This is a genomic window from Aeromonas crassostreae (genome assembly GCF_054052445.1).
Genome location: NZ_JBSTYM010000010.1, coordinates 13,877 through 36,955 on the forward strand (window position 1 = coordinate 13,877; position 23,079 = coordinate 36,955).

The 23,079-nt window shown below is 65.2% G+C and carries 24 protein-coding genes; 9 read left to right on the forward strand and 15 right to left on the reverse strand.

From position 1 onward, the window contains the following. Nucleotides 1–16: 16 nt before the first annotated feature. A complete protein-coding gene (gene rpsJ / locus ACW5W4_RS09730; protein ID WP_005307944.1) occupies nucleotides 17–328 on the reverse strand; it encodes a 30S ribosomal protein S10 in 312 nt (103 codons plus the stop codon). A 365-nt stretch (nucleotides 329–693) separates the two neighbouring features. On the opposite strand from rpsJ, the gene ACW5W4_RS09735 reads away from it, so the two are divergent. Continuing rightward, entirely contained in the window at nucleotides 694–1,608 is a 915-nt protein-coding gene (locus ACW5W4_RS09735; protein WP_456689222.1) for a DMT family transporter, read from the forward strand. 102 nt (nucleotides 1,609–1,710) lie between these two features. On the opposite strand, the gene envZ is transcribed toward ACW5W4_RS09735, so the two are convergent. The 3 genes from envZ to greB all read right to left on the reverse strand — a co-directional run bounded on the left by envZ (nucleotide 1,711) and on the right by greB (nucleotide 4,315). Further along, on the reverse strand, nucleotides 1,711–3,018 hold the full coding sequence (gene envZ, locus ACW5W4_RS09740) for a two-component system sensor histidine kinase EnvZ (protein ID WP_456689223.1): 1,308 nt from the start codon (nucleotides 3,016–3,018) through the stop codon (nucleotides 1,711–1,713). Continuing rightward, complete coding sequence (gene ompR, locus ACW5W4_RS09745; RefSeq protein WP_456689224.1) at nucleotides 3,015–3,734, reverse strand: osmolarity response regulator transcription factor OmpR; 720 nt, start codon at nucleotides 3,732–3,734, stop codon at nucleotides 3,015–3,017. The genes envZ and ompR overlap by 4 nt, the downstream gene beginning before the upstream one ends. A gap of 74 nt (nucleotides 3,735–3,808) precedes the next feature. Continuing rightward, nucleotides 3,809–4,315, reverse strand: a complete 507-nt coding sequence (greB, locus tag ACW5W4_RS09750; protein WP_427263052.1) for a transcription elongation factor GreB — start codon at nucleotides 4,313–4,315, stop codon at nucleotides 3,809–3,811. A gap of 94 nt (nucleotides 4,316–4,409) precedes the next feature. On the opposite strand from greB, the gene ACW5W4_RS09755 reads away from it, so the two are divergent. Continuing rightward, nucleotides 4,410–6,737: a Tex family protein gene (locus tag ACW5W4_RS09755; protein WP_456689225.1), complete on the forward strand. Its 2,328-nt coding sequence runs from the start codon at nucleotides 4,410–4,412 to the stop codon at nucleotides 6,735–6,737. 63 nt (nucleotides 6,738–6,800) lie between these two features. Here ACW5W4_RS09755 and ACW5W4_RS09760 read toward each other — a convergent pair whose 3' ends face one another. The 3 genes from ACW5W4_RS09760 to bioH form a co-directional block, all read right to left on the reverse strand. Continuing rightward, nucleotides 6,801–7,337, reverse strand: a complete 537-nt coding sequence (locus ACW5W4_RS09760) for a hypothetical protein (protein WP_456689226.1) — start codon at nucleotides 7,335–7,337, stop codon at nucleotides 6,801–6,803. Between the two features lie 32 nt (nucleotides 7,338–7,369). After that, nucleotides 7,370–7,615: a flagellar biosynthesis protein FlgE gene (locus tag ACW5W4_RS09765; protein ID WP_427263055.1), complete on the reverse strand. Its 246-nt coding sequence runs from the start codon at nucleotides 7,613–7,615 to the stop codon at nucleotides 7,370–7,372. Between the two features lie 64 nt (nucleotides 7,616–7,679). Then, entirely contained in the window at nucleotides 7,680–8,459 is a 780-nt protein-coding gene (bioH, locus tag ACW5W4_RS09770; protein ID WP_456689227.1) for a pimeloyl-ACP methyl ester esterase BioH, read from the reverse strand. 33 nt (nucleotides 8,460–8,492) lie between these two features. On the opposite strand from bioH, the gene ACW5W4_RS09775 reads away from it, so the two are divergent. Continuing rightward, nucleotides 8,493–9,212 carry a ComF family protein gene (locus ACW5W4_RS09775; protein ID WP_456689228.1) on the forward strand — a complete coding sequence of 240 codons (720 nt, stop codon included), beginning with the start codon at nucleotides 8,493–8,495 and terminating at the stop codon, nucleotides 9,210–9,212. A gap of 117 nt (nucleotides 9,213–9,329) precedes the next feature. After that, nucleotides 9,330–9,908, forward strand: coding sequence for a Fe-S biogenesis protein NfuA (gene nfuA, locus ACW5W4_RS09780; protein ID WP_041999196.1), 579 nt, complete (start codon nucleotides 9,330–9,332; stop codon nucleotides 9,906–9,908). A gap of 77 nt (nucleotides 9,909–9,985) precedes the next feature. On the opposite strand, the gene gpsA is transcribed toward nfuA, so the two are convergent. Genes gpsA through ACW5W4_RS09795 form a run of 3 tightly spaced genes read right to left on the reverse strand, consistent with a single transcriptional unit; the run spans nucleotide 9,986 to nucleotide 11,934 of the window. Continuing rightward, nucleotides 9,986–10,990 (reverse strand): NAD(P)H-dependent glycerol-3-phosphate dehydrogenase, encoded by a 1,005-nt coding sequence (gpsA, locus tag ACW5W4_RS09785; RefSeq protein ID WP_456689229.1) that lies wholly within the window; start codon nucleotides 10,988–10,990, stop codon nucleotides 9,986–9,988. Between the two features lie 3 nt (nucleotides 10,991–10,993). Further along, the gene (secB, locus tag ACW5W4_RS09790; protein WP_456689230.1) at nucleotides 10,994–11,458 is read right to left on the reverse strand and encodes a protein-export chaperone SecB; all 465 of its coding nucleotides are present in this window, start codon (nucleotides 11,456–11,458) and stop codon (nucleotides 10,994–10,996) included. Between the two features lie 44 nt (nucleotides 11,459–11,502). Further along, nucleotides 11,503–11,934: a rhodanese-like domain-containing protein gene (locus ACW5W4_RS09795; protein ID WP_456689231.1), complete on the reverse strand. Its 432-nt coding sequence runs from the start codon at nucleotides 11,932–11,934 to the stop codon at nucleotides 11,503–11,505. Nucleotides 11,935–12,283: 349 nt separating this feature from the next. Here ACW5W4_RS09795 and gpmM point away from each other — a divergent pair, with 349 nt between their 5' ends. Further along, complete coding sequence (gene gpmM, locus ACW5W4_RS09800) at nucleotides 12,284–13,813, forward strand: 2,3-bisphosphoglycerate-independent phosphoglycerate mutase (RefSeq protein ID WP_427263059.1); 1,530 nt, start codon at nucleotides 12,284–12,286, stop codon at nucleotides 13,811–13,813. A 9-nt stretch (nucleotides 13,814–13,822) separates the two neighbouring features. Further along, on the forward strand, nucleotides 13,823–15,217 hold the full coding sequence (locus ACW5W4_RS09805) for a peptidoglycan DD-metalloendopeptidase family protein (protein WP_456689232.1): 1,395 nt from the start codon (nucleotides 13,823–13,825) through the stop codon (nucleotides 15,215–15,217). A 121-nt stretch (nucleotides 15,218–15,338) separates the two neighbouring features. On the opposite strand, the gene ACW5W4_RS09810 is transcribed toward ACW5W4_RS09805, so the two are convergent. Continuing rightward, nucleotides 15,339–15,989, reverse strand: coding sequence for a Qnr family pentapeptide repeat protein (locus ACW5W4_RS09810; protein ID WP_456689233.1), 651 nt, complete (start codon nucleotides 15,987–15,989; stop codon nucleotides 15,339–15,341). A gap of 86 nt (nucleotides 15,990–16,075) precedes the next feature. On the opposite strand from ACW5W4_RS09810, the gene ACW5W4_RS09815 reads away from it, so the two are divergent. Both ACW5W4_RS09815 and ACW5W4_RS09820 read left to right on the forward strand, forming a co-directional pair. Further along, complete coding sequence (locus ACW5W4_RS09815; protein ID WP_427263062.1) at nucleotides 16,076–17,083, forward strand: substrate-binding domain-containing protein; 1,008 nt, start codon at nucleotides 16,076–16,078, stop codon at nucleotides 17,081–17,083. 122 nt (nucleotides 17,084–17,205) lie between these two features. Further along, nucleotides 17,206–17,595 (forward strand): nuclear transport factor 2 family protein, encoded by a 390-nt coding sequence (locus ACW5W4_RS09820; protein WP_456689234.1) that lies wholly within the window; start codon nucleotides 17,206–17,208, stop codon nucleotides 17,593–17,595. Here the strand turns inward: ACW5W4_RS09820 and ACW5W4_RS09825 are convergent. The 4 genes from ACW5W4_RS09825 to ACW5W4_RS09840 form a co-directional block, all read right to left on the reverse strand. Next, on the reverse strand, nucleotides 17,584–18,279 hold the full coding sequence (locus ACW5W4_RS09825) for a helix-turn-helix domain-containing protein (RefSeq protein ID WP_456689235.1): 696 nt from the start codon (nucleotides 18,277–18,279) through the stop codon (nucleotides 17,584–17,586). The two genes, ACW5W4_RS09820 and ACW5W4_RS09825, sit on opposite strands and share 12 nt — an antisense overlap. Nucleotides 18,280–18,465: 186 nt before the next feature. Further along, nucleotides 18,466–19,107, reverse strand: coding sequence for a bifunctional 4-hydroxy-2-oxoglutarate aldolase/2-dehydro-3-deoxy-phosphogluconate aldolase (locus tag ACW5W4_RS09830; protein ID WP_427263065.1), 642 nt, complete (start codon nucleotides 19,105–19,107; stop codon nucleotides 18,466–18,468). Between the two features lie 20 nt (nucleotides 19,108–19,127). After that, nucleotides 19,128–20,924, reverse strand: a complete 1,797-nt coding sequence (gene edd, locus ACW5W4_RS09835) for a phosphogluconate dehydratase (RefSeq protein ID WP_456689236.1) — start codon at nucleotides 20,922–20,924, stop codon at nucleotides 19,128–19,130. Beyond that, entirely contained in the window at nucleotides 20,921–21,430 is a 510-nt protein-coding gene (locus ACW5W4_RS09840) for a gluconokinase (protein ID WP_427263067.1), read from the reverse strand. Before ACW5W4_RS09840 ends, edd begins: the two co-directional genes overlap by 4 nt. Nucleotides 21,431–21,675: 245 nt before the next feature. Here ACW5W4_RS09840 and gntU point away from each other — a divergent pair, with 245 nt between their 5' ends. After that, nucleotides 21,676–23,016 (forward strand): gluconate transporter, encoded by a 1,341-nt coding sequence (gene gntU, locus ACW5W4_RS09845; RefSeq protein WP_111874180.1) that lies wholly within the window; start codon nucleotides 21,676–21,678, stop codon nucleotides 23,014–23,016. The last annotated feature ends 63 nt before the right edge of the window (nucleotides 23,017–23,079 follow it).

Below are 23,079 nucleotides of genomic sequence, written 5' to 3' on the forward strand. Positions count from 1 at the left end.
CAACCTCTTTCCGTAATTAACCCAGGCTGATCTGGACGTCTACACCAGCTGCCAGATCCAGACGCATCAGGGCGTCTACGGTCTTGTCAGTCGGCTCAACGATGTCTACCAGACGCTTGTGAGTGCGGATCTCGTACTGATCACGCGCATCTTTGTTGACGTGCGGGGAGATCAGGACGGTGAAGCGCTCTTTGCGAGTCGGCAGCGGAATAGGACCGCGAACCTGCGCGCCGGTGCGCTTTGCAGTTTCAACGATTTCCGCAGTGGATTGATCGATCAGGCGATGATCAAAAGCCTTCAGGCGGATACGGATTCTTTGGTTCTGCATTGACAGAGCTCCAATAGAGAAAAGAACATAAATCAACACCGCCCAACCAGGACTAATCCTGCCGGAGGTGCGATTTTTCACGTTTCTCCCCATATCGGGGAGACTGTATGGCCGGTCTCTCGCAAGCGAATCGACTCGGCAGCAGACATATCGTCTGGCTTACCTCATGGGTAAGCGGAGAGGATTATACGGATATTTTCAATGGGCGCAAGCCATGAGGCCGGGATAGTGCGCATTTTTTATCCTCCACAGGACTCGGCTCTCCGAGGGGGCCACCCCCCGTTGCTCGGCGACAGCGCGATGGCAAGGCTGATAGACTGCAACATCCATTTGTCCCCTCAACCGGCCACGCAAGGAGATGCCGCATGGTGAAGAGTCAGCAGAAAGCCTATCAGTACGGCCTGTGCGCCGTTGCACTCTGGTCGACGGTGGCCACTGCCTTCAAGATCTCCCTGCGCTACTTCGAGCCGGTGCAGTTGCTGCTGGTCGCCGCCCTCACCTCGGCCCTGGCCCTCGGCGCCCTGGTGATCCGGCAGGGCAAGCTGCCACTGCTCGGTCAGTACCTGAAGCAGCGTCCGCTTTATTACCTGGCCCTGGGCGCCCTCAACCCCTTCCTCTATTACCTGCTGCTGTTCAAGGCCTATGACCTGCTGCCGGCGCAGCAGGCACAGACCCTCAACTACACCTGGGCCATCAGCCTGAGTCTGCTGGCCGTGCCCTTCCTCGGCCAGAAGCTGCGCCGCCGGGACGGGGTGGCCATCCTGCTCGGCTACTTCGGCGCCCTGGTGATCGCCACCAGGGGAGATCTGCTCGCTCTGCAATTTGACAGCCCCCTCGGGGTCGGGCTGGCACTGCTCTCGACGCTGATCTGGGCCGGTTACTGGATCCTCAACACCCGCAATCAGGGGGACCCCGTCGTCAGCCTGCTGCTCGGTTTTCTGCTCAGCCTGCCGCTCATCCTGGTGGCCACCTGGTGGCTGGCCGATTTTCACATGACGGCCTGGCAAGGATGGGCCGGCGCCATCTATGTGGGCCTGTTCGAGATGGGGTTTGGCTTCGTCTTGTGGCTGATGGCCATGCGCAGCGCCACCGATACGGCGCCGCTGAGCAACCTCATCTTCATCTCGCCCTTTGCCTCCCTGATACTGCTCAACCTGCTCATCGGCGAGGAGATCCACCTCGCCACCCCCATAGGCCTGACCCTGATCATCGCGGCCCTGCTGGTGCAACAGCTCAAATATGGCAAGCGCTATCGACGCCAGGCGGCCCCAGAGTCTTGAGGGAAACCGCAGATAGCACGGAGGGAGCCATGGGCTCCCTCCGTGTTATCTGGGTCATTCGCGCACCAAGCTTGCCGGCTCGGTCGCTACGAGGCCAGGCGGTCAGTCGGCCCACTCCAGGGGTTGCTGCCTGGGCAGGCGGATCTCCACCAGCAGGCCACCCCAGTCCGAGACGCCCAGCCTGAGGGTGCCATGGTGCTGGGCCACTATCTTGGCGACGATGGCGAGCCCCAACCCGCTGCCCCCGCCGGTGCGAGCCTGATTGCCCTGAGTGAAGGGCCTGAGCACCCGCTGATGATCCGCCTCCGGGATCCCCGGGCCATCATCGGCCAGCCGCAACCTGACCCAGTGACCGTCATCCCTCAGCTCGGCTTGCAGCCTGCTGGCACCATAGCGTTTGGCATTGCTGCACAGGTTGTTGAGCACCCGTCGCATGCCCAAGGGGTGACACTCCACCAACACGGCCTCGGTCGGCAGGGCCAGCTCCAGCTCCAGACCCTGCTCCCCTTGCAGCAGCAACACGTCGTGGATCAGCCGGGTCAGATCCGTGGGCAGGGTTTCGACGCTGCCGGCCGGCCTGATGTAGTCGATGAACTGATCGATGATGGCGTTGGTTTCATCTATGTCGGCGTTGATGCTCTCCTTGAGCCCCTCTTCCCGGGACGACATCATCTCGGTGGCCAGCCGAATGCGGGTCAAGGGGGTGCGCAGGTCGTGGGAGACCCCGGCCATCATCAGGTTACGCTCCTCGATCAGCTCCTTGATGGAACGGGACATGTGGTTGAAGCTGCGGGTCAGGCGCCGCAGCTCCCGGGAGCCCTGCTCGTCCAGGGCATCGGGGAACTGGCCCCGGGCCACGGCGACGGCCCCCGCCTCCAGCTCTTCCAGGGGGCGCATCAGCTGGCGGGCAAAGTACCAGGCGGCAAACAGTATCATGGCCAGCAGCACCGTCAGGTAATAGATGAGCGGCTGGATATCGTCATCGTCGATCTCGGTGAGCGGCACCCGCAGCCAGACATCCCTGGCCTGGGGGGGCTGGACCCAGATGATGTAGTGATCCCGGATCTCCACCCGCACCCTGGCGGGCCCGCCCAGTTCATGGCTGATCCCCTCTTCCAGGAAGGCATAGTGCTTGGCCGCGGCCAATCCGTGCCGCTCGGCCTCGTCCTGGTGATAGATGTCGATGCCGGTCGCCTGATAGACCAGGAGCTGGGCGTCTTCGGGCATGCCCCCCTCGCGCTCCGCCGGGAAGATGAGCTTGACCTGATTGGCCAGCAGATGGCTTATCTGCTTGACCGTCGGCTCCAGCAGGTAATTGTAGAAGGCGAGGTAGGAGACCAGCTGATAGACCACCAGCACGGAGGCCAGGAACCAGAGGGTGCGAGAGAACATGCTGGTCGCACGCCTCATCGGCTGCCCCCGTCCGGCACGAACACATAACCCAGGCCCCACACGGTCTGCAGGTATCTGGGCTGGGCGGGATCCTGCTCCAGCAGGCGGCGCAGGCGCGACACCTGCACGTCTATGCTGCGCTCGGTGGCCGTGTACTCGCGACCACGGGCCAGGTTCATCAGCTTGTCCCGGGAGAGGGGCTCGCGGGGATGGCTGACCAGCACCTTGAGCACGGCGAACTCACCGCTGGTCAAGGCAACCGGCTCGCCATCACGGCTCAGCTCGCGGGTCGCCAGGTTGAGTTGATAGGCACCGAAACTCACCATTTTCTCGGTGGCGGAGGGGGCGCCGGGCAGCTCTACCTGGTGACGGCGCAGCACGGCGCGGATGCGGGCCAGCAGCTCGCGGGGGTTGAACGGCTTGGGCAGATAGTCATCCGCCCCCATCTCGAGGCCGACGATGCGATCCACCTCGTCCCCCTTGGCGGTGAGCATCAGCACCGGGATAGGGTTGCCCGCCTCCCGCAGGCGGCGGCAGATGGAGAGGCCATCCTCCCCCGGCAACATGAGATCGAGCACCATCAGGCTGAAGTTTTCCCGCGCCAGCAGGCGATCGGCCTGCTCGCCATTGGCGACACCGCGCACCCCGAACCCCTGCTCGCTCAGATAGCGCTCCAGCAGGGCCCTCAGCTTGAGGTCATCATCGACCACCAGCACCTTGTATGGCTGACTCATCTTGCCTCTCCTTACCCATGAGGGCTCATCCTAGGTCGTCCCCCGCCCCCGGCCAAGGTGAAAAATGTTACCGGTTATTGCGTGCGGGCCTGACCCGGTGCCTCGAAGGGGCGATAGCGGATCTCGTTGATATACCAGAACTGCAGGCCGGAGGGCGTGTTCACCTCCACCTCGTCGTCCACCTGCTTCTTGAGCAGGGCCCGCGCCAGGGGGGAGTCGATGCTGAGCTTGCCCTCGGCCAGGTTGAACTCGTCCGGCCCCACCAGCCGGTAGCGCACCCGCTGGCCCGCCTCGTCTTCCAGCTCGACCCAGGCCCCGAAGAAGACCCGCCCCTCCTGCTGGGGGCTGGGATCCACTATGGTGAGGGCATCGAGCCGCTTGGTGAGAAAGCGCAAGCGCCTGTCTATCTCCCGCAGCCGCTTCTTGCCGTAGATATACTCGGCATTCTCGGATCGATCGCCGAGGGCCGCCGCCTCCGAGACCGCCTGTGTCACCCTGGGACGCTCCTCCTTCCACAGGTACTTGAGTTCTCGGTCCAGTTCGAGCCACCCTTCACGGGTGATATAATCGCTTTTTTTCATCTTTACATGTCCTTGCCACTTGGGTTCTATTCTAACCCCGCGCGGGGCGGGCTCGCGAGCCGCCAGCCAGTGACCATGAGGATCGAGAGCACAGATGCATACCATAGAAAAACAGATAGCCACCGAGCTGAGTGCCCGCCCCGAGCAGGTGAACGCCGCCATCCGCCTGCTGGACGAAGGGGCCACCGTCCCCTTCATCGCCCGCTATCGCAAGGAGGTGACCCAGGGACTCGATGATGCCCAACTGCGTACCCTGGAGAGCCGGCTCGGCTATCTGCGCGAGCTGGAAGAGAGGCGCAGGACCATACTCGGCTCCATCGAGGAGCAGGGCAAACTCACCCCCGAGCTGGCCCGGGCACTGGCCGAGGCCGATACCAAGACCCGGCTGGAAGATCTCTACCTGCCCTACAAACCCAAGCGCCGCACCAAGGGCCAGATGGCCATCGAGGCCGGCCTCGAGCCCCTGGCCGATCGCCTGTTCGGCGACCCGACCCGGGACCCCGAGCAGGAGGCCGCCGCCTTCCTCAATATCGAAGCGGGCATCGCCGATACCAAGGCGGCCCTGGATGGCGCCCGCTATATCCTGATGGAGCGCTTCGCCGAGCAAGCCCCCCTGCTGGCCCGGTTGCGGGACTACCTGTGGCACAACGCCACCCTGCGCGCCCGCGTGGTGGCGGGCAAGGAGCAGGAAGGGGCCAAGTTCAAGGATTACTTCGAGCACGACGAACCATTGCACAAGGCCCCTTCCCACCGGGTGCTGGCCATGCTGCGCGGCCGCAACGAAGGGGTACTCAATCTGGCCCTGGTCGCCGGTGACGACGAGAACGCCAGCCCCTGCGAGGGGATCATCGCCCACCAGCTCGGCATCCAGGTCCGGGGGCGCCCCGCCGACAAGTGGCTGCAGGGGGTGGTGAGCTGGACCTGGAAGATCAAACTCTCGCTGCAGATGGAGACCGAACTCATCGGCCAGATCCGCGAGCGGGCCGAAGAGGAGGCGATCAAGGTGTTCGCCATGAACCTCCAGGATCTGCTGATGGCGGCCCCGGCGGGGATGCGCACCACCATGGGGCTGGATCCCGGCATCCGCACCGGGGTCAAGGTGGCCGTGGTCGACGCCACCGGCAAGCTGGTCGACACCGCCACCATCTATCCGTTCGAACCCAAGAAGCAGGTGGAGCAGAGCCTCAAGACCCTGCGGGATCTGTGTGTGAAGCACAAGGTGGAGCTGGTCAGCATAGGCAACGGCACCGCTTCGCGCGAGACCGACCGCCTGACGGCCGAGCTGTTCAAGCGCTACCCGGAGGCCAGGGCCCAGCAGATCGTGGTGAGCGAGGCGGGCGCCTCCGTCTACTCCGCCTCCGAACTCGCCTCCCTGGAGTTCCCGGGACTCGACGTCTCCCTGCGCGGCGCCGTCTCCATCGCCCGTCGCCTGCAGGATCCCCTGGCCGAGCTGGTCAAGATAGATCCCAAGAGCATAGGCGTCGGCCAGTACCAGCACGACGTCGGCCAGAGCCAGCTCGCCCGCAAGCTCGATGCCGTGGTGGAGGATTGCGTGAACGCGGTCGGGGTGGATGTGAACACCGCCTCGGTGCCGCTGCTGACCCGAGTCTCCGGCCTCTCCCAGACCCTGGCCCAGAACATAGTGGCCTACCGGGACGAGCACGGCGCCTTCCAGAGCCGCCAGCAGCTGCTCAAGGTGAGCCGACTCGGCCCCAAGGCGTTCGAACAGTGCGCCGGCTTCCTGCGCATTCGCGGCGGCAGCCACCCGCTGGACGGCTCTGCGGTCCACCCGGAATCCTATCCCGTGGTGGAGCGGATCCTGGCGCGGCTCCAGCAGCAGGTCGAGACCCTGCTCGGCAACAGCAGCCTGCTGCACAGCCTCAGGCCTGCCGACTATACCGACGAGCGGTTCGGGGTCCCCACCGTCACCGACATCATCAGGGAGCTGGACAAGCCGGGCCGGGATCCGCGCCCCGAGTTCAAGACCGCCACCTTCAAGGAAGGGGTGGAGAAGATAAGCGATCTGGTACCCGACATGGTGCTGGAAGGGGTGGTCACCAACGTCACCAACTTCGGCGCCTTCGTCGATGTCGGGGTGCATCAGGATGGCCTGGTCCACATCAGCGCACTGACCGACCGCTTCATCAAGGATCCCCGCGAGGTGGTCAAGGCGGGAGACGTGGTGCGGGTCAAGGTGCTGGAGGTGGATGCCCCGCGCAAACGCATCAGCCTCACCATGCGCCTCGACCAAAAGGCGGGCGAGCCGGGTGAGCGCAAGCCCAGGAGCGAGGCGCCGCGCCGCGCGCCCCCCCAGAGCAAGATGGCCAAACCGGCACGGCCCGCCAGCCAGGGCCAGTCGCCCGCCGAGCATGGCGCCTTCGGCAATGCCTTTGCCGCCGCCTTCGCCAAGGCCAGGAAGTAAAGCCCCGATAAACCGAAAGCCCCGCGAGGGGCTTTCGGTTTATCGGAAATGTGATGGCCTGGGTCAGATCCGCAGCTCGAGCTGCTGGGGGGCGGCAGGCCGACTGGCGCCGCGATAACGCCGGGCGATGGCCTGACTGCGCAGCTCCATGTAGGCATTCAACACGCCCCCCGTGGCCGCCACCGACCCCGGGGGACCGGCCGGGCGCAATTGCAATCCGGTCTGGGGCGGCTCGAACGACTGGGTTCTGGCTCCTCCCCCAGACTCCCGAGCCCGCCCCGCCTCGTCCTGCCTCTCCCCCTGCCCCTGCTGACCGTCGCCATGACCCGAGTGTGACTCACGCTCCTCGATCCTGTGCCGGCCAGGCTGCACCCCGAAGGGCTGATCCCCCTCCTTGCCCACCCCTTCCCGTCCCGGCCCCTGGCCGTGAGCCTGTCTCGCCTGATCCTGCTGGCCGGCGGACTTCTGGCTCCCCCCGGCGGCGGCGCTCTCCGGGGGCCGGGGGATCAGCTCGGTGCGGCGATTGTCGCTGCGCGCCGCATCCGTCTGGGGTTGCAGCGTCGTGGGCAGACCGGGGGGAAGGGTGACGTTGAGGCTCATGGGGCGGTTCGCTGACCGGGGAGCCGGGACGCCTAGACCCGGATGTCGATCAGACTGCCGAGCATGTCGCTGGCGGTCTGGATCACCCTGGCCGAGGCACCGGCCTGCAGCTCACCCAGCTTGAGGTTGATGAGCTCATCGGTGATCTCGACCGGAGCGGCTTGCGGCTCGCTCGGGACGAGGGTGGCGCGGGCAATGGCGGTGCCGGCGTCCTCGACCCTCTGCTCGGCGCGCTGATATCCCTGCAGCCCTGTGGTAAAAGCGGAATCAATCTGCATCTGGTGCTCTCCTTGGCGATGGGCTAAGTATCCACCGCCGGGGGCGATTATCAAAGCAACAAGCTCATTTTTTGTCCATCTTGGCAAACCAGTCCATCAAACCGGTTACGAATGTCTCCGGGTGGGAGATGAAGGGCGCATGGGACGCCTTGGCCAGCACCTGATGTTCGCTGCGGGGATAACGCTCGTCGAGCAGGGGGATGCTGGCCCTCGGCACCAGGGAGTCGAGCCGACCATAGACCCGCAGCCAGGGCGGCGTCAGCTGCGCCAGTTCGTCCCGCAGATCCACCTCGGCCAGCATGGTCAGCCCCGCCGTCAAGGCTGGCAATTGCGGGGCAGGCCGCTCGGCCAGCCACTGTTTGAGCTGACGGATATCATCCCTGGCGTGTTCGCTGCCCATGGCCTGGATGGCGAGGAAGCGCTCCACCGTCTGGCGAAAATCCCCCCCCAGGGCAGCCATGAAGCCATCGAGCACCTTGGGCGCTATGCCGGGCCACTCCTCCCGGGCCAGGAAGCAGGGGGAGCTGGCCACCGTCACCAGGGATGCCACCCGCTCGGGGTGATCCAGGGCGATGCGGCTCGCCACCAGCCCCCCCAGGGACCAGCCAAGCAGGTGGGCCCGCGCCGGCAGCACGGCGGCCACCTCCCGAGCCAGCCAGGGCAGGTCATACTCGACCCCCTCGGCAAGGGGACTGCCGCCAAAGCCCGGCAGATCCACCAGATGCAGCCGAAAATGGGGGCTGAGCAGGGGCACTATCCCATGCCAGACGGCGCCATTCATGCCCCAACCGTGCAACAACACCAGATCCTGCCCCTGCCCGAGGCGCTCCACCACTATGCTCATCAGACTCCCTCACTCCAGCCTATTGGGTGTCGCATGTTAAAGCGCCTGTTCGCCAAAGCAAGTCCGATGCTCGGCACCCGCGCCGATTGGCTGGGTCACTGCCTGCTCTGCCGCCAGCCCTGCACGACCGAGCCCCTGCTCTGTCACTGGTGCCGCGCCAGCCTCAGGCAATCCACCCATCGCTGCCAGCTCTGCGCCGCGCCCCTCACACAACCCTGGCCGCTCTGCGGTCGCTGCCAGCGCCGGCCACCCCCCTGGGATAGGTTGCAAGTCATAGGCGACTATCAGGCCCCCTACCCCTGGCTCATCCCTCGCCTGAAATATGGCGGCGACCTCTTGCTGGCTCCCCTGCTCGCCCGGCTGCTGGCCGATCACTTGGTGCTGGACAATCCCCCCGAGGCTATCCTGCCCGTCCCCCTGCACTGGTGGCGTCAATGGCGGCGAGGCTTCAACCAGGCGCAGCAGATCGGCATCGACCTGAGCCGCCTCACCGGCATTCCCCTCGACACCGGGGTGATCCGCCGCATCCGGGCCACGCCGCAACAGACCCAGCTCAGCGCCGGTCAGCGCCGACGCAATCTCAAGGGCGCCTTTGCGCTGGCGCCCCACCCATACCGGCACGTGGCCTTGCTCGATGATGTGGTGACCACGGGGGCCACCGCGGGCCAGCTCAGCCGTCTGTTGCGCCACAGCGGCATAGAGAAGATAGAGGTGTGGGCCCTGTGTCGCACCCTGCCCCATCCCAGGGGATGAGTCCGCCGGGCCGGGGCCATGCCGTCTCCCTCGCGAGGCGAACACTTGCTACCCAAGGGCAGGCAACCGCGTTATCATGAATACCCTAGTCGTACACTCAGGTTTATGAGGATAGTGATGATCAGCATTTCCGACACCGCCCAGGCCCACTTCCGCAAGCTGCTGGAAAATCAGCCTGATGGCACCAATATCCGGGTGTTTGTGGTCAATCCGGGAACCCAGAATGCCGAGTGCGGCGTATCCTATTGCCCGCCGGATGCGGTAGACCCGGAAGATCAACACCTGCCCTTCAGCGGCTTCGACTGCCTGGTCGATCCCCTGAGCGCCCCCTTCCTGGTCGATGCCACCATAGATTTCGTCACCGATCAGATGGGCTCCCAGCTCACCCTCAAGGCGCCGAATGCCAAGATGCGCAAGGTGGCCGACGATGCGCCCCTGATCGACCGCATCGAATACGTGCTCACCTCAGAGGTCAACCCCATGCTGGCCGGTCACGGCGGCAAGGTGACCCTGGTCGAGCTGACCGAAGACAAGCTGGCCATCCTGCAGTTTGGCGGCGGTTGCAACGGCTGCTCCATGGTCGATTACACCCTGAAAGAGGGGATCGAGAAGCAGCTGCTTGAGAAGTTCCCAGGCGAGCTCAACGGCGTCAAAGATGCCACCGAGCACCAGCGCGGCGACCACTCCTACTATTGAGTTGTCCCTGGTGGCAAAGACATGCGGCAAAGAAAAGGCCCCGCCAGCTGGCGGGGCCTTTTTCATGCTCGGGCGAATCACTCGTCCTTCTTGTCTCGTGACAGCAGGGCGATGGCCGCCTCTTTCGGGTTCTTGCCCTGATAGAGCACCTGGAAGATCTGCTCGCAGATGGGCATCTCGACGCCGCAACGGGCCGCCAGCAGATGCACCTCCTTGGTGTTGCGATACCCTTCCACCACCTGACCTATCTCGGCCATGGCGGTATCCACATCCTTGCCTGCCCCGAGGGCAAGACCGAAGCGGCGGTTGCGGGACTGGTTGTCGGTGCAGGTCAGTACCAGATCCCCCAGGCCCGCCATCCCCATGAAGGTCTTGGCATCGGCACCCAGCGCCGCACCGAGGCGCTGCATCTCCACCAGCCCCCGGGTGATCAGCGCGGTTCTGGCATTGGCTCCAAAGCCTAGCCCGTCGGAGAGACCGGCACCGATGGCGATGACGTTCTTGACCGCCCCCCCCAGCTGCAGGCCGATGAAGTCCGGATTGGTATAGACCCGGAACGAGCGACCGCAGTGGAGCAGATGGGAGAGATCGTCGGCGAAGTCGTCGTGGGTCGAGGCCACCGAGATGGCGGTCGGCAGGCCGGCGGCCAGCTCGCGGGCGAAGGTGGGGCCCGAGATCACCGCCAGCGGGATGGCATCACCCAATGCCTCGCGGGCGACATCCTGCAGCAGGCGGCCGCTGTCGGGCTCCAGGCCCTTGGTGGCCCAGGCGATGCGGGTATCCGGGCGCAGGAAGGGCTTGACCTGGTTCAGCACCTGACCGAACACATGGCTCGGCACCACCAGCAACAGCACGGGGGCCGCCTGCACCACGGTCTGCAGATCCGCCGTCAATTGCAGATCGGCAGGAAAAGGGACATCGGGCAGAAACGCCTTGTTGCAGCGATCCGCCTCCAACACGGCCACATGGGCCGGATCGTGGCCCCACAGCAGGGTCGGATGGCCGTTGCGGGCCAGAGAAATGGCAAGGGCGGAGCCATAAGACCCCGCCCCCAACACCGAAATCGCGATCGGGTTGGCCATGGATCAGGCTTCCGCTGTCGCCTGCTGAGCCTGCGCCATGTGCTGGGCAAGCAGGGCATCGAAGTTGACCGGTGCCAGGTTCAGCTGCGGGAAGGAACCCTTGCTCACCAGGTTGGCCACGGCTTCGCGGGCATAGGGGAACAGGATGTTCGGGCAGAAGGCCGCCAGGCAGTGAGCCAGCTGCGGCTCCGGCAGGTTGCCGATGCTGAAGATGCCGGCCTGCTGCACTTCACACAGGAAGGCGGTCTCGGTTTCCAGCTTGCAGGTGACGGTCAGGGTCAGCACGACCTCGTAGACGCTATCGGCCAGGATGCTGGTCTTGGTATCCATGTCCAGCTTGACGTCAGGTTGCCACTCTTTCTGGAAGATGTGCGGCGTGTTGGGCGCTTCGAAGGAGACATCCTTGGTGTAAACGCGCTGGATGTGGAATTCCGGTTGTACTTCCTGGTTGTTGATTTCGTCAGCCATTCGTTTGATTCCTTTGATAAAAAGATTGGGCGCACGCCCTTAATTCAGCGTTTTTTGGTTACCGGCAGATTATCTGCACGCCACTGGGCCATGCCACCACCGAGTACATATACCTGCTTGAAGCCGGCCTTGCTCAGCTGGCGGGCCGCGCCACCGGCGGTCATCCCCGACTCGCACACCACTATGATGGGGGCATCTTTATGCTTTTCAACCGCGCCCAGGTTATTGCCCTGGATCTGGCTGAGCGGCAGGTGCAGGGCCCCGGCCAGGTGGCCTTTGGCATACTCGTCCTGGCCGCGGGTATCGATGACGATGGCATCTTCACGGTTGATGAGCAGGGTAGCGCCGTGATTATTCACCGTTTTGACCGGCGAGAGAGTGGCGCGCACCGTGGTGTAGACCAGGGTGCCAGCCAGACCCAGCCAGGCTGCCGACAGCAGCGGATTGCGGGTCACAAAATCCAAATACTCTTGCATCTTTTACTATCCGAAGACCGAGACAAGTGGCCGAGTATACATGGGGGCCTGGAGAAGATCAGCCATCTTGGCGGCAAAGCGGGAGCGGGCTCCCATCATGATGGGAGCCCCTGCGCCGTCGCCATCCCGGGCAGGGGAAACCGATCTCTACGAGGAACGCCAACCGGCGTTCGCCTCGTCACAGCGTCCCCTGTCGACAAGCTGGCAACATGCACAAAACCGGGTGATAACAGCAGAAAAACTAAGGGGCTTAGGGACTTGGGGATCAGGTGACTATTTCGGCAGATGTAGTAATATTACGCTAGTTTCACTTCCCCCAGTTCATTCCTATCCGAGAGGACATAGTCTTATGTCAACAGCGAAGAAACCCCTGGTTCTGGTCATCATGGACGGTTGGGGCTACAGCACCAAGCAAGAGCACAATGCCGTCGCCGCCGCCAAGACCCCCAACCTGGACCGCCTGGCCCGTGACTACACCAGCACCCTGATCTCCGGCTCCGGCCTGGACGTTGGCCTGCCCGACGGCCAGATGGGCAACTCCGAAGTGGGTCACACCAACATAGGTGCCGGTCGTGTCGTCTATCAGGAGCTGACCCGCATCTCCAAGGATATCGCCGAAGGCACCTTCTTTGACAACGTCGAGCTGGGCAAGGCCGTCGATGGCGCCGTCAGCCAGGGCAAGGCCGTGCACATCATGGGCCTGATGTCCCCGGGTGGCGTGCACAGCCACGAAGAGCACATCATGGGCATGATCGAGATGGCCGCCAAACGTGGCGCCGAGCAGATCTACTTCCACGCCTTCCTGGATGGCCGCGACGTGCCGCCGCGCAGTGCCCAATCCTCCATCGAGCAGTTCGATGCCCTGTTCGCCCGCCTGGGCAAGGGTCGTTTCGCCTCCATGATCGGCCGTTACTACGCCATGGACCGTGACAACCGCTGGGATCGCGTGCAGCAAGCCTATGACCTGATGACCCAGGGCAAGGGCGAGTTCACCACCGACAGCGCCAGCGACGCCCTGGCTGCCGCCTATGCCCGCGACGAGAACGACGAGTTCGTCAAGGCCACCCGCATCGGCGAAGCCGCCCCCATGCAGGATGGCGATGCCCTGATCTTCATGAACTTCCGTGCCGACCGCGCCCGCGAGATCACCCGCGCCTTCGTCGACAGCGACTTCACCGGCTTCGCCCGCGCCGCCACTCCGGCCCTGAACTTCGTGATGCTGACCGAGTACGCGGCCGACATCAAGACCGCCTGCGCCTACCCGCCCACCGCCCTGGTCAACACCCTGGGCGAGTGGCTCGCCAAGCAGGGCAAGACCCAGCTGCGCATCTCCGAGACCGAGAAGTACGCCCACGTCACCTTCTTCTTCAACGGTGGCGAAGAGTCCTGCTTCACCGGCGAAGACCGCGAGATCGTCGCCAGCCCGAAAGTGGCCACCTATGATCTGCAGCCGGAGATGAGCTCGGGCGAGCTGACCGACAAGCTGGTCGGCGCCATCAAGAGCGGCAAGTACGACGTCATCATCTGCAACTACCCGAACGGCGACATGGTCGGCCACACCGGCGTGTTCGATGCGGCCGTCAAGGCCTGTGAAGCCGTCGACCACTGCATCGGTCGCGTCACCGAAGCCCTGGCGGAAGTGGGCGGCGAGTGCCTGATCACCGCCGACCACGGCAACGCCGAGAAGATGCTGGACGAAGAGACGGGCCAGGCCCACACCGCCCACACCAATCTGCCGGTTCCCCTCATCTATTTCGGTCGCAAGGCCGAGGTACTGGAAGGGGGCAAACTGTCCGATCTGGCCCCGACCATGCTGACTCTGATGGGTCTGCCTGTGCCGCCGGAAATGACTGGCAAGCCCCTGATGATTCTGAAATAATCCTGCCCCATGCGGGGATGCGAAGTTATTTCACACCAAACCAGTCGCGTCTGCCTGTTGGCAGGCGCGCTGTTTTTTGCGTTTGTCCCGACCCCGGCGTCGGCGGCCAACGACCTCGGTCAGATGCAATCCCAGATCAAGGCGCAGCAGCAGACCATCAAGCTCAGCAAGAGTGAACTCGCCAAGCTCAACGCCCAGTTGAAGCAGGACGAACAAGCCATTTCCGCCGCCGCCGCCAAGCTCGATGAGACCAAGGGGCGACTGCGACAAAACCAGCTCAAGCTGGTCGAACTGCAACAGGACAAGAGCGAACTGGAGCAGCAGGCCGGACGCCAGAAGCAGCTGCTGGCCAAGCAGGCCGAGAGCGCCTTTCAGGCGGGCAACCACGACTACCTCAAGCTGCTGCTCAACCAGCAGGATCCGGCCAAATTGAGCCGTTCTCTCGATTACTACGACTACCTCAACAAGGCGCGCATCGAGGCCATTGAGACGCTGCGCGCCACCCGCGCCAAGCTGGCGAAAAACCAGATCGCCACCCAAGAGACCGAGCAGCGGCTCCAGACCCTGCTCGGCGAACAGCAGCAGCATCACCAGACTCTGCTCGCCAGCCAGCAGAGCCGCGCCAAGGTGCGCAACCAGTTGCAGCAATCGGTGCAGGCCGACGAGCAGAAGCTCGGCAAGCTGGTCAAGGCGGAGCAGGCCCTCAAGGCCAAACTGGAAGAGCTCAGGCGCAAGCGGGAAGAGCAGGAGCGCCGCGAGCGGGCCGAGCGGGAACGGCTCGCCAAGATCAAGGCCGAACAGGAGCGCCAGCGCCGCCTGGAGGCGCAACGCCTGGCCGCCGAACAGAAGCGGATTGCGGAGCAGCAACGGATCGCGGCGCAGCAGCAGAGGGTCGGTGAACAGCAACGGCTCGCCGCCCAGCAGCAGCGCGTCGCCGAGCAACAAAACAGGGTGGCGCAGCAGCAAGCCGCCGCCGACAAGGGTGCCAAGGCAAATGCCGGCGGCTATGGCGGCCTGCGCACCGGCGGCAATCTGCGTTGGCCGGTGCAGGGCCCCATCCTCATCGCCTATGGCTCCCAGCGCACCGCCCAGCTCAAGTGGAAGGGCACCCTGATCGGGGCCAGTGAAGGCACCCAGGTCAAGGCGGTCGCGCCGGGCCAGGTGGTCTATGCGGACTGGCTCGACGGCTTCGGCATGCTGCTGGTGATCGACCACGGCAAGGGCTACATGAGTCTGTACGGTCACAATCAGTCGCTGCTGCGTCAGACCGGACAGAAGGTGGAACAGGGGGAACCCGTGGCCCTGGTCGGAGACAGCGGCGGCCAGGATAGATCCGGCCTCTACTTCGAGATCCGCTACCAAGGCGAGGCCATCAACCCGGCCAGGTGGCTGGCTCGGCGCTAAGGCCCCACCTCAAGCAACACCATACAAAGAGCCCGCCATCGCGGGCTCTTTGTCGTGCGCCGCGAACCGGGTCACGGGGAAATGTGGCAAAGTTACACCGTTTGCGGCGTCACGACCGCCCTCAGGGGAAGATCTGCAGGCCGATTGCCTCCAGCAGAGCCTGCTGCTGGGACTCGCTGATCCGCACCCCGCTCAGGTCGACCCGGCGCAGATCCAGCCCGGGCAGATCGCAGCCCCGCAGATCGCAACCGGTCAGGGTCACCCCCTGCCAGTCGAACTGGCCGAACTCGCCATCCCGCAGATCCGAGCCCGCCAGGGAAGCGCCCCTCAGGTTCGCGTTCTGCCAGCGATTGCCATGGAGCTCGCAGCGCTCCAGCAGACAGGATGCCAGATTGGCAAAACTGAAGTTGTTGCCGGTCAGATACGCCTCGCAGAAGTAGCTGCTGGGGGTGATCCGGTTGGCGAAGCTGGCCTGGGACAGGTCGATGCCCATGGCCTGGCAGTCCCGCATCTCCAGCCCCAGACACTCGCTGCGGCTGAGATTGGCCAGGGTCAGATCGCAGCGCAGGAAACTCGCTTCGCGCAGATCGCAGCCCTGCAGCTGGCAGGTCAGCTCCTCCTCCCTGTCGTAGAAGCGGCAGTCGACGAAGCGGCACTCCCGCAGATCCAGCCAGGAGAAGTTGCAGGCGAGGAAGAGGCACCGTTCGAACTGCTGCCCCGCCACCTCATCGGCCTCGAACCTGTGCTGGTGGAAGGTCTTGTCTCTCACCATGATTTTCTCCTCTTCATCGGCGCCAAATGCTGACTTTGTTGCGCAAAAACGATAATGTTACGTGTAACATTTTCCAGGATCCCGCCATGAACGACAGCCGCAAACGCCGCCCTACCCTGCAGGATATCGCCGACCTGACCGGGGTCACCAAGATGACGGTGAGCCGCTACCTGCGCGATCCCCAGGCCGTGGCCGAAGGCACCCGGGAGCGGATCGCCGCCGCGGTGGAGCGACTCGGCTACATTCCCAACCGGGCGCCGGATATCCTCTCCAACGCCACCAGCAAGGCGATCGGCATCCTGATCCCCTCCCTCTCCAACCAGGTGTTCGCCGCCCTGGTGCGCGGCATAGAGTCGGTCACCCGGCCCGCCGGCTACCAGACCCTGCTCGCCCACTACGGCTACAGTCCGCAACGGGAGGAGGAACAGGTCGCCTCCCTGCTCTCCTATCACGTCGATGGCCTGATCCTCTCCGACAGCCAGCACACGGCCCGTACCCGCAAGATGATCGCCACCGCCGGCATCCCGGTGGTGGAGACCATGGATCTGCCCGAGCAGCCCATCGACATGGTGGTCGGCATGGATCACAGGGCGGCCGCCCGGGCCATGGTAACAGAGATGCTGCGCCGGGGGCGGCGCACCCCCGTCTACCTGGGGGCGCGCCTCGACGTGCGCACCCGGCTGCGGATGGAGGGCTACTACCAGGCGATGGAGCAGGCCGGCCTGGCGGGCCGCCACCTGCTGACCGAGCAATCCTCCAGCTTCACCCTGGGGGGCGAACTGCTGGAGCAGGCCCTGGCCCGCTATCCCGATCTGGACGGCCTCTACTGCACCAACGACGACCTCGCGGTCGGTGCCCTGCTGCGCTGTCAGGCCAGGGGGATCGCCGTGCCCCAGCAAATCGCCATCGCCGGCAGCAACGCCCTCGACATCGGTCGGGCCATGTCGCCCCAGCTGGCGAGCATAGTCACCCCACGCAAGGAGATAGGCTGCGAGGCCGCCACCCTGCTGCTGGCTCGCCTCGGTGGCGCCCCCCTGACCGAGCGGCGCAAGGATCTCGGCTTCTCCCTCTTTGAGGGAGGCAGCCTGGGCTGATCCGCGCCCTGCCCTCCCGGGGATCAGGTTGGCGCCAAGCACCAAGGGGATGGCGGCTGGGCCAGATCCCGCCATCCCCCTCCTGGCTTACACTGGCGGCGCCATTTACCCAGGAGATCATCATGGATTACCCGCAACGACTGCAAGACTGCCTGCACCGCGTGATTTGCGATCCCGCCTTCACCCCCGCCGAACTCGACCACTGGTTCACCCCGGATTACCTGCAGCACGTCGACGACAAGGTGCTGGACTACGCCGCCTTTCGCCAGCACATCCTCGCCCTGCGCGAGAGCCTCGCCGAGTGCCAGATCACGTTTCTGGCCCTGATCGCCCAGGGGGAGCGGGTTCATTCCACCCACCTGGTCCGGGCTCGCCGCCGGGATGGGCAGACCCTGGTCTGCAAGGTGAGCGGCCTGTTCACCTTTCGCGCCGGCCGCCTCTGCCACACCGACGAGCTCACCTGCTTGCTGCAAGGGGACGCCCAGGACAGGGACATAGGCTCACGGCGCTGATTCGCCCCGCAGGAAACGGTTGAACGCATGGGAGAAGGCGCTGAGATCCCCGTATCCCAGGGTCTCGGCGATCCGGCCATGACTGAACCCCTGATGCTGCAACTGGCGGGCTCGCCCCATCACCACCTGCTGGCGCCACTGCCGGAAGGTGCAGCCCAGCTGCCGGACAAACAGCCGGTTGAGGGTGCGCTCCGACGCCCCGCAGTCCGCCGCGAGCGCCGCCAGGCCCGGCTGGATGGAGGGGGCCTGGCAGACCTTGTCCAGCACCCGCAACAGCCGGGGATCCAGCGCCGCCGCACACGGCTGCTGCCCGGCCAGGGGCGGCGCTCGCCCCAGTTCGAGGCCGAGCACCCTCAGATAGGGCTCGCCATCGCCTCCTTCTTCCTCCAACTGGGCCAGCCGGGCGAAGAGGCCCGCCACCATGGGGCTCACCTCCAGCCGGCCGAAGGGGGCGCCCCGCTCCCGTTCGCCGTAGATCAGGCTGAGGCGGGAGCGGCGCAGGACGCGAAACTCGTGTTCCTGGCCCTGTGGCAGGAAACAGAGCTGGCCCGCCACCAGCAGACAGCCCTGTTGGCGGCTGCTGATGACGCCACCGCCACCATGCAGGTAGCAGTACTGTGGCCGATCGTGGCCATGGGGCGCGGTCAGGTGCCCCTCGGGATAGGATTGATAGAGATGGATCATGGCACTGGCCTCACGGGACTCGCACAGACTCTAAACGCCGAGACGATGGCAGTGCAATCCCGGGAAGCGTCGCCCCAAGCCATCCCATCCGCCGCCACCCGATGCGTGACGACCGCATCCGTGGCACCCCAAAAGAAGAGAGGCCACCCCAGGGTGGCCTCTCTTGTCGCGGCTAACCCGCGGCCCTTAGCGCCGGACCAGCTCGACCGCCTCGCGGGAGAGGCGGGTCACCTCTGCCCAGTTGCCCTGCTTGAGGGCGTCGGCGGGCAGCATCCAGGAGCCGCCGACGGTGGCGACGCATTTGAGCGCCAGATAGTCGGCCACGTTGTTCGGGCCTATGCCGCCGGTGGGGCAGACCCGCATCTGGGCGAGGGGCGCCGTGATGGCCGCGAGCGCCTTGGTGCCGCCGTTCGCCTCGGCCGGGAAGAACTTGATATGGTCATAGCCCGCCTCCAGGGCCTGCATCATCTCGGAGGCGGTGGCCACCCCGGGGATCAGGGGCGCCGTGCCCTTGGCGGCATGGGCCAGCAGGGCGGGGGTCATGCCCGGGGAGATGACGAAGCGGGCGCCGGCGGCCACGGCGGCATCGTACTGAGCGCAGTTGAGCACTGTACCCGCCCCCACCATGGCGTCCGGCATCGCCTTGGCGATGAGGGCGATGGCATCGAGGGCCACCGGGGTGCGCAGGGTGATCTCGAACACAGAGATGCCGCCGTCCAGCAGCGCCTTGGCCATGGGCAGGGCCTGTTCCAGGTCGCTGATGACCATCACGGGCACCAGGGGGGAGGCGGCAAACACCTCGGCGGGGGTCACTTTCCAGTTTTGCATGGCTCTTCCTCAGTCAGATTTCAATCGAAGATGGTGGCGCCGCACTCGGCGCTCGATACCGCGCGACGCATCACGCTGAACAGTTCACGGCCCCACCCTTCCTGTTCCAGGGTGAGGTCGATCTCGGCCTGGCGGCGACCGGTCAGATCGGTCAGGCAGTCGAGACGGCCCGTCTCGGCATCCAGGCGCAGCAGATCGCCGTCGGCAAGCAGACCGATGGCGCCGCCGTGCAGCGCCTCCGGCGTGACATGGATGGCGGCCGGGATCTTGCCGGAGGCGCCGGAGAGGCGACCATCGGTGACCAGGGCCACCTTGTGACCCGCCTTCTGCAGGTTGCCGAGCACGGGCATCAGCATGTGCAGCTCCGGCATGCCGTTGGCGGCCGGGCCATTGTGGCGCACCACTATGATGGCGTCCTGGTTGAGCTCGCCCGCCTGATAGGCGGCGGCCACCGCATATTGGGAGGAGAAGATGCGGGCCGGCGCCTCGACCACCCGATACTCGGGGGCCACGGCGGAGACCTTGATCACGGCGCGGCCCAGGTTGCCATCCAGCACCTTGGTGCCGCCGCTGGCCTGGAACACCTGACCGCTCGGCGAGAGCACGGCGGGATCCGTGCTCTCGCCCACCGGGCGCCACACCAACTTGCCGTCGACCAGTTCGGGGGCGGTGAGGTGATCCGCCAGGGTGCCGAAGGTGGGGATGGCATCCATGTTGAGCAGGTCCAGCTCCGCCAGCCGGCGCATCAGGCCGGGCACGGCGCCCGCCTGCTGGAAGGCGTTCACGTCGGCCGGGCCGTTCGGGTACATGCGCACCAGCAGCGGCACCACGTCGGAGAGATCGCTCAAGTCGTCCCAGGTCAGCACCAGGCCGGCGGCCCGCGCCAGGGCCACCATGTGGATGCTGTGGTTGGAACTGCCACCTGAGGCGAGCAGGGCCACCAGGCCGTTGACCAGGGTGCGGGCATCCAGCACCTGGCTCAGGGGACGATAGGCCGGGGAGCCGGGGATCAGGGCGCTGATGCGACGGGCCGCCTCCTCGGTGAGGGCGTGGCGCAGCGCGCTGTGGGGATGGACGAAGGCGGATCCCGGCAGCATCAGGCCCATGGCCTCGAACACCAGCTGGTTGGTGTTGGCGGTGCCATAGAAGGTGCAGGTGCCAGGGGCGTGGTAGGCGCCGCACTCCATCTCCAGCAGGGCCTCACGCCCCACTTCCCCCGCGGCATACTGCTGGCGCACCTTCACCTTGTCATCGTTGCTGATGCCGCTGGCCATGGGGCCGGCGGGCACGAAGGCGGTGGGCAGGTGACCATGGGAGAGGGCCCCCATGATCTGGCCCGGGGCTATCTTGTCGCAGATGCCGAGCAGCAGGGTGGCGTCGAAGGTGTTGTGGGACAGGGACAGGGCGGTGGCCTGGGCGATGAGGTCCCGGGAGAAGAGGGACATGTCCATGCCCGGCTGACCCTGGGTGACGCCGTCACACATGGCGGGCACGCCGCCGGCCACCTGGGCGCTGTGACCGAGCACCGCCAGGGCGGCCTTGATCCGATCCGGGTAGCCCTGGTAGGGCTGATGGGCGCTGAGCATGTCGTTGTAGGCGGTGACGATGCCGACGTTGGCCCGGGTCATGTCGAGGATGCGGCCCTTCTCGTCCGTGCTGCAGGCGGCCACGGCATGGGCCAGGTTGCCACAGGCCAGGGCGGCGCGGGTCTTGCCCTGCTCGGCCTGACGGCTGATGCGGGCCAGGTAGGCCGCCCGGCGGCTGGCGCTGCGCGCCGCGATCCGCTCCGTGACCTGGGTGATGATCGGATGAGTCATGCTGTTTCCTCCAAGGCGTGAACGGCGCGTGCGATCACCTGATCCAGGCTGCCGTCGATGTCGATGCGATGGACGCCGGGCTCTGCATCCGGGCGCTCCAGGGTATCGAATTGGCTTTGTAACATGGATTCCCGCATGAAGTGGCCGTGGCGCGCCTTCATCCGGGCCAGGATGAGGTCATATTCCCCGTCGAGGAACAGGAACTGGACCGCCTGGTTGCCTTCGCGGATCTGGTCGCGGTAGCGGCGCCTGAGCGCGGAGCAGACGATGACGCCCACCTCGTTCTTCTGCTCCAGGCTGTAGGCGGCATCGCGGATCCGCTCCAGCCAGGGGGCGCGATCCTCATCGTTGAGGGGGGTGCCGCCGGCCATCTTCTGGATGTTGGCCCTGGGGTGCAGATCATCGCCATCGATGAACTTGGCCCCCAGCGCCTCGGCCACCTGGGCCCCCACGGTAGACTTGCCGCTCCCCGACACACCCATCACGATAATGCTCTTACCCGCCATTGTTTGACCTCTATCTCATTTTTCAAAAAACGTGCTGTCGATGGGTTCTAACCTACCACGTTACCGGTAACATGTTACCGGTAACAGCAAAAATTGTGAAGTCTGCCACAGACGGAACATCGCACACAGTCACCCGGGCTTCCCTTGGCAGCTCAGACCATATATATAAATAAATCAATTACATATGGTCTATCCATGGATCGACAGGGTGTCGACACTGAACTTGGTATAAGGAACGCACAACAATGTCTGACCTCTCCCTGATCATGACAGCCGCAGGCTCCATCCTGCTGCTGCTCTTCCTGGTGATGAAGGCCCGCCTGCACGCGGTGGTCTCGCTGATCCTGGTCTCCATGGTGGCCGGCCTCGCCGCCGGCATGAACCCGGCCGACATCGCCGCCACCATACAGAAAGGCATGGGAGGCACCCTGGGCTTCGTCGCCGTGGTGGTGGCACTCGGCGCCATGTTTGGCAAGGTGATGGAGGTCACCGGCGCCCTGGACCGCATCGCCCACACCCTGCTCAACAAGTTCGGGGTGGAGCGCGCCAACTGGGCCATCGCCCTGACCGGCTTCGTCTGCGCCCTGCCGCTGTTCTTCGACGTGGCCGTGGTGCTGCTGATCGGGGTGGCGTTCGCCATCGTCCGTCGTGGCGGCGGCAGCGTGGTGAAGATAGGCATCGCCCTGCTGGCGGGGATCGCCACCTGTCAGGCCTTCCTCATTCCGGCCCCGGGCCCCATCCTGGTCGCCTCCCAGCTCGGCGCCGACTTCGGCTACATGATACTGTTCGGCCTCATCGCCGCCGTGCCCGCCCTGATCCTGGCCGGCCCCCTGTTCGGCAGCTTCATCAGCAAGCTGGTCGACGTGCCGCTGCCCGCCGATGCCCAGAACAGCATCCACGACCATGGCGACAAGCTGCCCTCCTTCGCCCTGGCCATGGGCCTCATCGGTCTGCCGCTGCTGCTGATCGGCCTCAAGACCATCGTCAGCCGCTTCGTCGAGGCAGGCTCCACCCTGCACGGCTGGCTGGAGTTCATCGGCCACCCCTTCACCGCCATCATGGTCGCCTGCCTGGCCGCCTTCTATCTGCTGGGGGTGCGCCGCGGCATGAGCCGTGACGAGGTGATGGCGGTCTGCTCCAGCGCCATCCAGCCTGCCGGTGTCATCATCCTGGTGACGGGGGCCGGCGGCGTGTTCAAACAGGTGCTGGTGGATTCCGGCGTGGGGGCGGCCCTTGGCAACATGCTGGCCGACTCCGGTCTGCCCATCGTCGCCCTGGCCTTCATCCTGGCCGCCGCGGTGCGGGTCATTCAGGGCTCGGCGACGGTCGCCATGCTGACCGCCTGCGGCCTGGTACTGCCGATGCTGGAACCCCTGGGCCTGAACGGCGCCCAGCTCGCCGCCATCACAGTCGCCATCGGCGGGGGCTCCATCGTGCTCTCCCACGTCAACGACTCCGGCTTCTGGCTGGCGAACCGCTACCTGGGCCTCACCGAGAAGCAGACCCTGCAAACGTGGACCCTGATGGAAACCATCATCGGCACCACGGGTGGCCTGGTCGCCATGCTCATCTTCAGCCTGCTCTGAGGACAAGCCTCCCCACGAAAGGCCTCCATCGCGAGGCCTTTTTCACCTTTCCGACGATTGTTG

What these genes read in the sequence shown, in the direction of transcription:
- ACW5W4_RS09805 (WP_456689232.1), top strand. Translation starts at nt 13,823, where the DNA reads ATGCGGGGATGCGAAGTTATTTCACACCAAACCAGTCGCGTCTGCCTG.
- gntU (WP_111874180.1), top strand. Translation starts at nt 21,676, where the DNA reads ATGTCTGACCTCTCCCTGATCATGACAGCCGCAGGCTCCATCCTGCTG.
- gpmM (WP_427263059.1), top strand. Translation starts at nt 12,284, where the DNA reads ATGTCAACAGCGAAGAAACCCCTGGTTCTGGTCATCATGGACGGTTGG.
- rpsJ (WP_005307944.1), bottom strand. Translation starts at nt 328, where the DNA reads ATGCAGAACCAAAGAATCCGTATCCGCCTGAAGGCTTTTGATCATCGC.
- gpsA (WP_456689229.1), bottom strand. Translation starts at nt 10,990, where the DNA reads ATGGCCAACCCGATCGCGATTTCGGTGTTGGGGGCGGGGTCTTATGGC.
- ACW5W4_RS09760 (WP_456689226.1), bottom strand. Translation starts at nt 7,337, where the DNA reads ATGAGCCTCAACGTCACCCTTCCCCCCGGTCTGCCCACGACGCTGCAA.
- envZ (WP_456689223.1), bottom strand. Translation starts at nt 3,018, where the DNA reads ATGAGGCGTGCGACCAGCATGTTCTCTCGCACCCTCTGGTTCCTGGCC.
- ACW5W4_RS09810 (WP_456689233.1), bottom strand. Translation starts at nt 15,989, where the DNA reads ATGGTGAGAGACAAGACCTTCCACCAGCACAGGTTCGAGGCCGATGAG.
- ACW5W4_RS09815 (WP_427263062.1), top strand. Translation starts at nt 16,076, where the DNA reads ATGAACGACAGCCGCAAACGCCGCCCTACCCTGCAGGATATCGCCGAC.
- ACW5W4_RS09755 (WP_456689225.1), top strand. Translation starts at nt 4,410, where the DNA reads ATGCATACCATAGAAAAACAGATAGCCACCGAGCTGAGTGCCCGCCCC.
- ACW5W4_RS09820 (WP_456689234.1), top strand. Translation starts at nt 17,206, where the DNA reads ATGGATTACCCGCAACGACTGCAAGACTGCCTGCACCGCGTGATTTGC.
- edd (WP_456689236.1), bottom strand. Translation starts at nt 20,924, where the DNA reads ATGACTCATCCGATCATCACCCAGGTCACGGAGCGGATCGCGGCGCGC.
- ACW5W4_RS09765 (WP_427263055.1), bottom strand. Translation starts at nt 7,615, where the DNA reads ATGCAGATTGATTCCGCTTTTACCACAGGGCTGCAGGGATATCAGCGC.
- ACW5W4_RS09825 (WP_456689235.1), bottom strand. Translation starts at nt 18,279, where the DNA reads ATGATCCATCTCTATCAATCCTATCCCGAGGGGCACCTGACCGCGCCC.
- ACW5W4_RS09830 (WP_427263065.1), bottom strand. Translation starts at nt 19,107, where the DNA reads ATGCAAAACTGGAAAGTGACCCCCGCCGAGGTGTTTGCCGCCTCCCCC.
- nfuA (WP_041999196.1), top strand. Translation starts at nt 9,330, where the DNA reads ATGATCAGCATTTCCGACACCGCCCAGGCCCACTTCCGCAAGCTGCTG.
- bioH (WP_456689227.1), bottom strand. Translation starts at nt 8,459, where the DNA reads ATGAGCATAGTGGTGGAGCGCCTCGGGCAGGGGCAGGATCTGGTGTTG.
- secB (WP_456689230.1), bottom strand. Translation starts at nt 11,458, where the DNA reads ATGGCTGACGAAATCAACAACCAGGAAGTACAACCGGAATTCCACATC.
- greB (WP_427263052.1), bottom strand. Translation starts at nt 4,315, where the DNA reads ATGAAAAAAAGCGATTATATCACCCGTGAAGGGTGGCTCGAACTGGAC.
- ACW5W4_RS09735 (WP_456689222.1), top strand. Translation starts at nt 694, where the DNA reads ATGGTGAAGAGTCAGCAGAAAGCCTATCAGTACGGCCTGTGCGCCGTT.
- ACW5W4_RS09840 (WP_427263067.1), bottom strand. Translation starts at nt 21,430, where the DNA reads ATGGCGGGTAAGAGCATTATCGTGATGGGTGTGTCGGGGAGCGGCAAG.
- ACW5W4_RS09775 (WP_456689228.1), top strand. Translation starts at nt 8,493, where the DNA reads ATGTTAAAGCGCCTGTTCGCCAAAGCAAGTCCGATGCTCGGCACCCGC.
- ompR (WP_456689224.1), bottom strand. Translation starts at nt 3,734, where the DNA reads ATGAGTCAGCCATACAAGGTGCTGGTGGTCGATGATGACCTCAAGCTG.
- ACW5W4_RS09795 (WP_456689231.1), bottom strand. Translation starts at nt 11,934, where the DNA reads ATGCAAGAGTATTTGGATTTTGTGACCCGCAATCCGCTGCTGTCGGCA.